The organism is uncultured Microbacterium sp., assembly GCF_900078385.1.
Lineage (GTDB): Bacteria > Actinomycetota > Actinomycetes > Actinomycetales > Microbacteriaceae > Microbacterium.
Map to the genome: position 1 here is coordinate 216,306 of NZ_FLQR01000009.1, position 9,014 is coordinate 225,319.

Annotated in this window: 12 protein-coding genes; 6 read left to right on the plus strand and 6 right to left on the minus strand. The window is 66.8% G+C overall.

All coding sequences use genetic code 11. The annotated features are described in order from the left end of the window. Positions 1 to 45 precede the first annotated feature (45 nt). Together QZL85_RS12445 and QZL85_RS12450 are read left to right on the plus strand one after the other, a co-directional pair. Positions 46 to 585, plus strand: a complete 540-nt coding sequence (locus QZL85_RS12445; protein ID WP_295577168.1) for a hypothetical protein — start codon at positions 46 to 48, stop codon at positions 583 to 585. A gap of 631 nt (positions 586 to 1,216) precedes the next feature. After that, positions 1,217 to 1,897: a phosphatase PAP2 family protein gene (locus tag QZL85_RS12450; protein ID WP_295577170.1), complete on the plus strand. Its 681-nt coding sequence runs from the start codon at positions 1,217 to 1,219 to the stop codon at positions 1,895 to 1,897. Positions 1,898 to 1,946: 49 nt separating this feature from the next. On the opposite strand, the gene QZL85_RS12455 is transcribed toward QZL85_RS12450, so the two are convergent. Continuing rightward, positions 1,947 to 3,356: a glycoside hydrolase family 30 beta sandwich domain-containing protein gene (locus QZL85_RS12455; protein ID WP_295577173.1), complete on the minus strand. Its 1,410-nt coding sequence runs from the start codon at positions 3,354 to 3,356 to the stop codon at positions 1,947 to 1,949. Positions 3,357 to 3,479: 123 nt separating this feature from the next. Here QZL85_RS12455 and QZL85_RS12460 point away from each other — a divergent pair, with 123 nt between their 5' ends. Next, on the plus strand, positions 3,480 to 4,424 hold the full coding sequence (locus QZL85_RS12460) for a hypothetical protein (RefSeq protein ID WP_295577175.1): 945 nt from the start codon (positions 3,480 to 3,482) through the stop codon (positions 4,422 to 4,424). A gap of 51 nt (positions 4,425 to 4,475) precedes the next feature. On the opposite strand, the gene QZL85_RS12465 is transcribed toward QZL85_RS12460, so the two are convergent. Together QZL85_RS12465 and QZL85_RS12470 are read right to left on the minus strand one after the other, a co-directional pair. Continuing rightward, a complete protein-coding gene (locus QZL85_RS12465; protein ID WP_295577177.1) occupies positions 4,476 to 5,255 on the minus strand; it encodes a class I SAM-dependent methyltransferase in 780 nt (259 codons plus the stop codon). An 87-nt stretch (positions 5,256 to 5,342) separates the two neighbouring features. Further along, positions 5,343 to 5,612 (minus strand): DUF1905 domain-containing protein, encoded by a 270-nt coding sequence (locus QZL85_RS12470; protein ID WP_295577179.1) that lies wholly within the window; start codon positions 5,610 to 5,612, stop codon positions 5,343 to 5,345. Positions 5,613 to 5,708: 96 nt separating this feature from the next. Between QZL85_RS12470 and QZL85_RS12475 the strand changes: the two genes are divergently transcribed. Together QZL85_RS12475 and QZL85_RS12480 are read left to right on the plus strand one after the other, a co-directional pair. Then, complete coding sequence (locus QZL85_RS12475) at positions 5,709 to 6,230, plus strand: GrpB family protein (protein WP_295577181.1); 522 nt, start codon at positions 5,709 to 5,711, stop codon at positions 6,228 to 6,230. Next, the gene (locus QZL85_RS12480; protein ID WP_295577184.1) at positions 6,193 to 6,444 is read left to right on the plus strand and encodes a hypothetical protein; all 252 of its coding nucleotides are present in this window, start codon (positions 6,193 to 6,195) and stop codon (positions 6,442 to 6,444) included. Before QZL85_RS12475 ends, QZL85_RS12480 begins: the two co-directional genes overlap by 38 nt. Here the strand turns inward: QZL85_RS12480 and QZL85_RS12485 are convergent. Beyond that, the gene (locus QZL85_RS12485) at positions 6,419 to 7,231 is read right to left on the minus strand and encodes a hypothetical protein (RefSeq protein ID WP_295577186.1); all 813 of its coding nucleotides are present in this window, start codon (positions 7,229 to 7,231) and stop codon (positions 6,419 to 6,421) included. The two genes, QZL85_RS12480 and QZL85_RS12485, sit on opposite strands and share 26 nt — an antisense overlap. Here QZL85_RS12485 and QZL85_RS12490 point away from each other — a divergent pair. Continuing rightward, a complete protein-coding gene (locus tag QZL85_RS12490; protein WP_295577188.1) occupies positions 7,230 to 8,054 on the plus strand; it encodes a zinc-ribbon domain-containing protein in 825 nt (274 codons plus the stop codon). The genes QZL85_RS12485 and QZL85_RS12490 overlap by 2 nt on opposite strands. Before the next feature lie 24 nt (positions 8,055 to 8,078). On the opposite strand, the gene QZL85_RS12495 is transcribed toward QZL85_RS12490, so the two are convergent. Together QZL85_RS12495 and QZL85_RS12500 are read right to left on the minus strand one after the other, a co-directional pair. Continuing rightward, a complete protein-coding gene (locus tag QZL85_RS12495; protein WP_295577190.1) occupies positions 8,079 to 8,351 on the minus strand; it encodes a hypothetical protein in 273 nt (90 codons plus the stop codon). A gap of 92 nt (positions 8,352 to 8,443) precedes the next feature. After that, a complete protein-coding gene (locus tag QZL85_RS12500; RefSeq protein WP_295577192.1) occupies positions 8,444 to 8,911 on the minus strand; it encodes a hypothetical protein in 468 nt (155 codons plus the stop codon). Positions 8,912 to 9,014: the final 103 nt, after the last annotated feature.

A 9,014-nucleotide genomic window follows, 5' to 3' on the forward strand; every position in this document is an offset into this window, starting at 1 on the left:
GAATCGAGCGCGGTACTCGGATCGGTTGGCCCCTACGATCACACCATGAAGCGTGCGCGCGTCTCGGCGTTGATCATCACGGGAAGTTGTGTCGCGGCGCTCACGGGATGCGCGCCATACGGTTCAGACGTGACGTTCGGGCCGCCCGAGGGCACTACTGTTCACATCTGCCTCGCGGAGTTCGCTGAGCCGTTGACATACGGTGACTCGGTTGAGCTGGCCGAGGGAACCGACGCGGTCGCCCTCGTCGCCGCCGACCTGGTTGGAGCCGAAGGGGTTCGCGTCATCGAGCAAGCTGCGTCGCGGGCTGTGGTGCTCGACGATGGCACTCATCTGGGCGTCGGGATGGTGCTCGTGAGCGAGGGCGATGAGGCCTGGGACGCGCGTGTTCCCCTCAAAGGGACTGTCGTCAACGACGATGGCGGGGAGACGTGGTTCGTCGCGCTCGCGATCGAGCGAACGAGCGTCGCGGCTGGTGGTTTCGAAGGGGTCGACCTCACTTACGAGGTGGACGGACGAGTGCACGTCGTTCGGAGCGCCCAATCTGTGAGCTTCCCCGCCATCGGCGACGCGTGCGGCGACTGACGGTCGTGGTCGCACCGGAGCCCGTTGGCGTGACCTGCGTGCGCGTCAGTGACGCGCACCGCTACTTCGGGATGACGTAGACGTTCTCCGATAGTCGGACATGGTCTTCGTCGGGCGCTTGACCCCTGCCAGGCAGGAGCAAATACGTGACGGCGCTGCCTTCCCCCAAACTGATCTCGTGGCCCGCGATGTCGCGGGCCACTTGAGTGTCGCCAACGCGACGAGCCTCGCTGATTCAGGATTGATGGCGGCGTCGGCCGCCGCCGGGTCAGGGAGCTGATCAGACGGCTGCGCAGCGCGGTTCAAATCCGCATATGGCGAGGCCGCGATGTCGCAACCGGCCAGGGCAAGTGGGCTAGCTGCGATAGCGATTGCGACGCCAACCGATCGGATCGGTCGAGCAGAGTTCATGACACCTCTCCTTTCCGGCTGAACGACTCAATCGGCCCACACGAACCGTGCGACCTGTGGGCGGGTGCGGCACTCTTTCGGTCGCGTCACTGTGCTCTGCCACGATAGAGGTCGCGCACCCGGCGAGAGCAGACCGAATGCCGACCGACCTGAGGATGCTTCCCGCTGTCGACGGCCCCGGCGAACTCGCGCGCCCACACAGCGCCGCTAGGCTCCGGGCATGCCGCTGCTTCGAGCCGTCGTCCTGCCGGGGCTCGGCGCGATCGCCGCGTTGGCCGTGGCCGGGCGCGTGATGCGGCTCCTCGGCGGCGACGACCCACGCGAAGACCACGCCGTGCGTGCGCTCCAGGACGCGTTCGGCCACCGGTCGGACGACGGCGATGCCGCCGTCGCGACTGATCCCGCGGAACTGATTGGGCCGCGCGAGGCGCTCGACCGGATCACCCGACCGCTGTCGTGGTACTCCGGCGTGCCGCAGACCATCGCGACCGGGGCGCTCTGGTGCGGCGTCACGTGGCTGTTGACGCGCGACCGACGCTCAGCGGTCGCCCCTGCCGCGGTGCTCGCGCTGGAGGCGACGTGCTTCGTCGCATCCGCGGCGCTGGTGGGACGGCCACGACCCGAGGGGGTGTGGCGCCCCGAGCCGCCGCATGCCACGTCGTCGTTCCCCTCCGGGCACACCGCGGCAGCCTTCGCACTCCACGGCACGCTCGCCGACCTGCTGGATCGCCATGGCGCCCGGGGCGCGCGGCTTGTCGGTCCCCTTCTTCGGTACGGGATTCCGGGCGCGATCGCGTTCTCACGGGTGTACCGCGGCCAGCACCACATCTCGGACACCGTTGCGGGCGCCATGCTCGGACGGTGGAGCACCGCTGTGGTGCGGCGGGCGCTGATGTCGTAGCCGGGCGGGCCGGAGTCAGTCCCCCGGCCCGTCAGCCGACCACCGTTGCTTACGCGTTCGCCGGGATGACGAGGGTGTTGAACGAGTCGGCCGGCAGGGTCGGGGTCAGCACCCGATCGCCCAGAAGGATGCGCACGGGCATCTCCTCGCTCATGTCGTTCTGCATGACGATCACGATGCTGCCGTCTTCGTTGAGGAACGCGAGCTGGTTGGCGTGGCCCGAGTAGGTGAGGCATTCCAGCGCCCGCGCGCCGGGCCTCACGAACGCGCTCACGTGCTTCAGTACCTGATACTCATGCGACAAGCGGTAGGACTCGGAGTCCGGATCGACGACGACCAGTGAGTTCTGCGTCCAGCCCCACCGGCTGCGACCGCCCTCAAGCAGCGAGATGTTCCAATACATGTACGCGTTGGCGCCGTTGGTGAAGAACTGCTTCATCAGCGACCAGGCGTGCCGGGCGTGGCGCCAGTCGTTGCGCCCGTCGCCGCACTCCTGCTCGGTCTGGTAGATCCGCATTTCACGGTGCAGCCGGTGCAGCGCCGCGACCGCACGCTTGCCCTCCCATTGCACGCCGAGCCCCGACACGTACTCGGCGACGGCGGCGTCGTCGAGCACATCGCCGACGAGGCTGTCATCGGCACGCTCGAGCGTGCCGAGGAACACGTCGACGCCGCGGGAGCGCATCTCGGGTCCGAGGTGGCGCAGGAACTGGACGAATCCGGCCGGCGTCCACGTGCAGCTCGGGAAGACCTGCGCGGAGTTGAATTCGTTCTGCGGCATGACCATGTCGATCGGGATGCCGAGATCACGGTATTCGTCGATGAACCGGCCGAAGTAGCGGGCATAGGCCGCCAGATGGGGTTCGTCGAGGATGAACATGTCGGTGCCCTCATGCCCGACCTGGTCGGGGCGGAGTCCGTTCTCGACGTTGTTCATGAACGGGTTCGGCTGCGCGCCGGCATAGTGACGGTTCGACTTCATCCAGCTCGGCGGGCTCCACGGTGACGCCCAGATCTTCAGGTCGGGCTGATGCTCCTGAGCTGCCTGGATGAACGGCACCAGTGTCTCGGTGTCGTTCTCGATGCTGAAGTGCTCCAACGCGAAGTCACCGTCGACCTCGTCGTACGAGTACCAATCGCGGGAGAAGTCGTTCGCGCCGATCGGCATCCGGCACAGGGTGAATCCCGCTCCCTCCCCAGGAGCGAAGAGCTCGCGGAAGATCTCGTCACGCTGTTCCTGGTCGAGCACCGCCAACGAGGTCCAACCGAGCTCGTTGAAGCTCGCGCCGAAACCCTCGATGGGCTGCTTCGGGCTGTCGATCATCACAAAGACGTTCGGCATGTCCGCGATTTCCCCGAAATCCGGTGGGACGACCTCCTGCCACGCGGCATCCTGCGTCGTCACGATCCAGCGGATTCCCGACGGGCGGGACGGAGGCACAGCAGCGTCGTTGCTCATCCGCTCAATCTAGCCTAAATGCGAACGAACGCTAGGTTTTCATTTTCGGAGGTCCTGACTTCGCGGGTGCCTGACGCCTATCATCCGTAGCATCAGCACTCGTCACGGGACAGGGGGAAGTCCGTGGTCACTCCAACGCCGCCGCCGTCGGATTCAGACGCCATCGCACCGCCCGACCAAGAGTCGCCACATCCACCGCCCGATGTGGATGGCCGATTGCGTGAGCTGACAGAGGAGTTGCGTGTTCGTGGCCGTGAGCTCGATGAACTCCAGGCGAAGGATGAGCATCGACCGTGGTACCGGCAAGTGAGCTCGCTCGTGGCCATCGGTGCTCTCGTCGTTTCCCTGCTCAGCGCGGTCGCCAGCTATCAGCTACAGACGAGCGCGGAAACGCGCGCCCAATCGAGAGAGCGAGTGCAAGACAGGTCTGATCTCCGGTCGATCCTGCAGAGACTCATCCTTCTTCCGACTTTGACTCAAGAGCTGTATACCGACTATCCGGAGGCGGCCGCCGAACTGTCGAGGAATGTGACCAGTGAGTACGCCCTGCTGACGGGGCAGGCAGCCACGATCATCGAAAATCTCCGTCGAACAGGCGCCGACGACGTGTCCGCGAGTGAGTACAACGCGTTGGCGTCAGCCATCACCCATTTGCCAGGAGGACAGGAGGAAGCCCGGACCTACTTCGGGCGTGCCGTGAAGCGGGCGAACAACTTGACCGAGGGGATCACCGCGGTACGAAGCATCGCAGTGCTGGACTATCAGATGGGCGAGTACGAAAGCATGCGCGCGCAGTTCGAGCGAGCAGTGGGAGTGACGCAGAAGTACCCCGCCACCGACTACGTGGAGGCGGAGACCGTCACCGAGACGTACTTGATGTGGGCGGCGAACGAGATCGTCCTCGGCAACTGCGACGCTGCCCAGGGGATCCTCGATCGCGCCGACGAAGCAGCGACCGAGGTCGGCGTCTTCACGTCGAATGCAATTCTTCGTGCGCGTCACGAAGCAGTACGCCAATCACTGTCCGGGTGCGTCTCCAGCGAGGCCGCGCCAGCGGACGGCGACTAGCCGCGGTGCGAGTAGAGGACGCGGCACTCCACAGACGAGCAAAACCCGGCGTCAGAGTCGTTTGCGGACCGTCCAGACATGCTCGTTTGGGAAATCACGTGCCCAGTCTGCGGAGATGCCTGATCGCGACCCGGTCGCGTCCGCAGGCGCCTGGATCTCGATCAGGTCGATGATCTCGAACCCGGTCGAGCGGAAGAGTCTGATCCACTCTGAGAAGGTCAGCGTGAACTCGATGCCGCCTGGGTCATCCGCCGCGTCCCGCCAGTCGAGCCGGTGGCTGCCGAAGTACGGCCGCTCGAGTCGACGGGTGATCGGATATGACCCGTCGACCGGTGAGCACAGGCCCACGAAGATGTGGTTGCCCAGGAATACCAGCGTGCCACCGGGCCGCAACAGTCTGTGGGCCTCGGGTATCCACCGGTACGGGTCTGCCCAGATCGCTGCTCCGTACTCGCTGATCGCGAAGTCGAAGGAGCTGTCGGGCAGGGGGACGTCCTCCGCGTTGCCGTGGATGAGCTCAAGGGTGACGCTGTGCTCCTCGGAGAGCCGCTGGGCGGTGCGGAGTTGCTCGGCCGAGTTGTCGATGCCCGTGACCGACGCTCCGCGTCGTGCCATCCATGCGGACACGTAGCCCGTGCCGCACCCCAATTCGATAGCACGCATCCCGGCCATGTCGTCGGGCAGCAGGCGCAACTCGCTCTCGGGGACACCCCACTGGCCCCAGGTGGGTTCGGCCTGCTTCCATGACCGCTCGCCGGCCTCTACCCATTCGTGGGCCATGCCGTCCCAGTACTCACGGTTGACAGCGACGTGTTCGGGGAGCTCGCCCATGGCGCGACACTAGCGCGGAGACACGCCAAGACTCCAGGGACCACGTGAGCGGCGGTCGGGGGCAGGCGCGTGGTCACCCCCGACCGCTCAGTGAAGCGACACGACCACCTGCACGACGTCGCCGACATCCTTACCGAGCTGCTTCCGGACCTTGGCACTCAGCGAGACCATGTGACCACCTCGACCCGTCACGATCGCCCCCACGTTCTCGAGACGAACGTGGTCCACCTCCGCGTCGACCCGCACCGCCTTTCCCGTCCCGAAGAAGGCGGCGGAGTCCGGGATCTCGACGCATGACCAGGTCTCGCCCTTCACGTCTACGCCGATCGGCGTCTGGAAACGCAGCTCGTCTGTCATGGTGGCCACTGTAGCGAGAGCGTCACGGGTTGCCCTCCTCGTCAGCGTCTCTCCGCGGCGGGCGGACGACAATCCCCCCTGTGCGAGCATCAGGAGATGTTCGTCACCGACGACGCGTCCGTTCATCGAGCCCAGGAGATCGCGACCGCGACCCGCGAGCTCCTCGAGGAGCACGCCGTACCCGGCGTATTGATCTTGACCGGCGGCAGCAGCCTGCCGGGGCTGCTGACGAAGGGCGACATCGACCTGCACCTGCGGGTTCTCACGGAGGAGTTCGCGCAGGCGGTCGAACGGCTTCATGCCGTCGCCGCCGCCGTCCACCCCGAGATGTGGACGGGCACGTTCGCGACCTTCGAGCGCACCGATGAGCCGGCCGTCGGCATCGCGGTGACGGTGATCGGATGCGAGCACGACATCCGCTTCACCAGCGGTTGGGCGTGTCTGGCCGAGGATGCGGCAGCGCGCGACGAATACAACGCCCTGAAGCGAGCCGCAGAGTACGAAGGGGCGAAGTCAGCATTCTTCGACAAGATCAGCGGGGCTGCGGCGACCGATGCTCGGGATCGAGAGCCGGGAGCGCATGGGCCGCGAGCTTCGCCACGAGATCGGCGTACATGAGCCGCATGTCGATGGTCGTGAACACGCGGACCGGAGGCAGATCGGCGATGTCGTCGCCGTAGGAACCGTCGTCTTCGATCACTTTCCGGGCGACAGCGGCTCGGTCACCTGCCAGATCGTCGCAATGGACCGGAAGACGATCTGTGCGGCGAGGACGTCGATGCTCGTGTCGGCACGTCACGCGCGCGTCAACCGAAACCGAGCGCTCGGGTGATGATCGCGGCGATGACGCCGGCTACGACCGCTATCGCGCCGTCGGCGACCTTGTCTCGCCAATTCACGCCTGGCGTCCTGGGCGCGTCGCTGTGGACAGCGAGGCTCGACGCCGCAGGACCCACCGTGGGTTGAGTCCTGTTCTCCTTCGTCCTCGGCTGCGCCGATACAGTGCGTGATCGTCCCCTGATCGCTGACTCGATCAGAGTTCTCGCCGATGCCGCCATCTCGGGATCGTCACAGTCGAACCGGACCCGAAGTCGGCCCCTCCGGCGGTCGCCACGCGGCGGTGCGATCCGGAGGTCCACTGCGTTAGAGATCTCGCGCCCCGAGTCCCCGCCGCCGGCATAGCTCAGCTTGACGCGCGCGAAGAAATGCGTCGGCCTCATGCGCACAGCGTCGGCGCGCTTCCAGAGTTCACCAGGGTTGGGGGCCCGAAGTTCACGAACGCTGGCGGCGGGCCGCACGAGAGGCGCTGGGGCCAAGTCAAGGACGTGAAACTCGTTCCGGATCTTGACGTTCCGGTTCGACCGCACGATGTCGTCCGTGGCCGTCTGCAAGGCGGAGAACAGTTCGCGCGCGAGCGAAGTCATGTCGGTGCGCGCCGGAAGATCGACCTCTGTTTCGTTCGACAATGATGCGCCCATCGACACCGTCCCCAGATCCGTGTGCCCACAATCTAGTGCGCGCCGGGGCGGAGTCTCCCATCTCGCGCCGCAACACGCGTCGGCGTCGACATAGAGGTCCGCCGGGCTCCGTGTCGATGGCTCGCCGTAGCCTCCCTGCATGCCGGAGAGAGTGGAGCTGTGGTGGGCGCGCCGCCAGTTCTCCCGCGGCGCCGAGACCCCGTACCCGGTGGGGACGTACCGGGAGGCATGGGCGGCGTACCCCTCCCTGATCCGGCAATACCATCCGGAGCTCAACGCCGGGGTCACCCTCACCCAGATCCCACCGGCAGCGGACGTGCTGCTGCTCTGGCAGTGCGAGGCGGGCCACACGTTCGCTGCCACCCCTGGTGAGCAGCGGTCGCGGCCCGGTCGAGAGCGTCGCCGGTCCGCATGGTGCCCGGACTGTGCCGAACTCGCCCAGCCAGCGCGCATCCGACCCACCGGCGTCACGCGCCCGACGCGCGCGAGCCGACAGAAGACGATCTGCCCGAAGACCCCTGCCGTACCGGTGGGCGAGCCGTTCATCAGCTCATGCGCACCGAAGCCCGCGTCCGCTGTGGAGGCGCGGCTGCGCGCCGACCTGTCCGCGGTGCTTGCCTTCACCCCGGGGATGAACGCCGTCCGGGTCCGCCGTCCCTTCTTCGATCACGTCGAGGTGTGGCCGGACATCCTCCTCCCTGAGCTGCGGATCGCGATCGAGTACGACAGCATCGGCCGACATGGGCTCGAGCACGTCGGGAAGCGCGAAGACGCCGACCGCCGCAAGGACCGCGCGCTCCGCGCTGCGGGATGGGAAGTGGTCCGGATCCGAACCGGGAAGCTCGAGTCCCTCGGCCCACACGACGTGCAAGCCCCGGCATGGAACCGCAAGCAACTCGGACGCCTCATCGACGCGCTTCGTGACATCCGAGGCCCGCTGTTCGTGGACGCCTACCTCACGTGACTCTTCCCAGCCTGGCCTCCCACGTCAGCCGAGGGCGCCGTTGCGGTTGCCACCGGTGTCGACGTCGCTTCGGCGCCGGAGCATCTCGGCCGTCCGCAAGACGTCCTCTCGGGATGCGTGGATGCTCGGCAGTATCCCTGTCCACATCCAGATCGCTTCGTAGCCGCCGCCGCTCTGTCGCTCGACATAGGCCACCAGCCGCGCGGCATCGGCAGCGTCGACGTCGGTGTCGCACAGCCTCCACCCTGCCTCGCCGAGCGGCTCGAACACCAGCCTTCCCTGATCGGCACTGATCATCGGAACCTCCGACCCCCAAGATGCTCGCGCGTCGGCAGCTGCGCCCTCCCCTTGACAACGCGCCATGTCGCTGTCTCGCCGAGCGACGTACGTCAGACCGGGAACCAGTCCCCTGAGTTCGCCCCGCGCCGGTGCTGCATCGTTCCGCCATCGATGGGTGCGGTCTCGTGACCGGCGAGGGCATGGATCCATGGCGGCTGGTGGTCCATCGTCACCGAGCCCGCACCTGTCGTGAAATAGGCGGCGATGGGCGGACTCGCGACGAACTCTGCCGCGAACGCAGCCGCGAGCGGAATACGGACCATCGCGGCGCGCGCGTGCAGGTTGCGCATCAGCACGGCGAATGCGTTCGGGTAGTCGGGTGGCGGTTCCTGCGGCGCCTCGGGCAGCTCCGCGCGCAGCTGGCCGACGATCTGAGTGCGTTGCGTGGCCGAGAGTCGAGCGAAGGCGGCGGCGTAGGCTCTGTCGGCGACGGTCGTCGGAACGTTTCCCAGGACGTACGCATATCGAGCGATCTGCTCGTCGTCGCTGATCGCGTGCTGTGCCTGGCGCCTCTTCACTGCCCCTCCCCAACGATGAGGGTCAGCGTACGCCGCACCGGGGGCGGCGTCGATGCCGCCTCCGGCCCCTCGGCGATCAGCGGAAGTCGCCCGGCACGAGCCG

Coding starts and splice junctions, on each gene's coding strand:
- QZL85_RS12445 (WP_295577168.1), top strand. CDS start 46: ATGAAGCGTGCGCGCGTCTCGGCGTTGATCATCACGGGAAGTTGTGTC.
- QZL85_RS12450 (WP_295577170.1), top strand. CDS start 1,217: ATGCCGCTGCTTCGAGCCGTCGTCCTGCCGGGGCTCGGCGCGATCGCC.
- QZL85_RS12455 (WP_295577173.1), bottom strand. CDS start 3,356: ATGAGCAACGACGCTGCTGTGCCTCCGTCCCGCCCGTCGGGAATCCGC.
- QZL85_RS12465 (WP_295577177.1), bottom strand. CDS start 5,255: ATGGGCGAGCTCCCCGAACACGTCGCTGTCAACCGTGAGTACTGGGAC.
- QZL85_RS12470 (WP_295577179.1), bottom strand. CDS start 5,612: ATGACAGACGAGCTGCGTTTCCAGACGCCGATCGGCGTAGACGTGAAG.
- QZL85_RS12475 (WP_295577181.1), top strand. CDS start 5,709: ATGTTCGTCACCGACGACGCGTCCGTTCATCGAGCCCAGGAGATCGCG.
- QZL85_RS12480 (WP_295577184.1), top strand. CDS start 6,193: ATGGGCCGCGAGCTTCGCCACGAGATCGGCGTACATGAGCCGCATGTC.
- QZL85_RS12490 (WP_295577188.1), top strand. CDS start 7,230: ATGCCGGAGAGAGTGGAGCTGTGGTGGGCGCGCCGCCAGTTCTCCCGC.
- QZL85_RS12485 (WP_295577186.1), bottom strand. CDS start 7,231: ATGCAGGGAGGCTACGGCGAGCCATCGACACGGAGCCCGGCGGACCTC.
- QZL85_RS12495 (WP_295577190.1), bottom strand. CDS start 8,351: ATGATCAGTGCCGATCAGGGAAGGCTGGTGTTCGAGCCGCTCGGCGAG.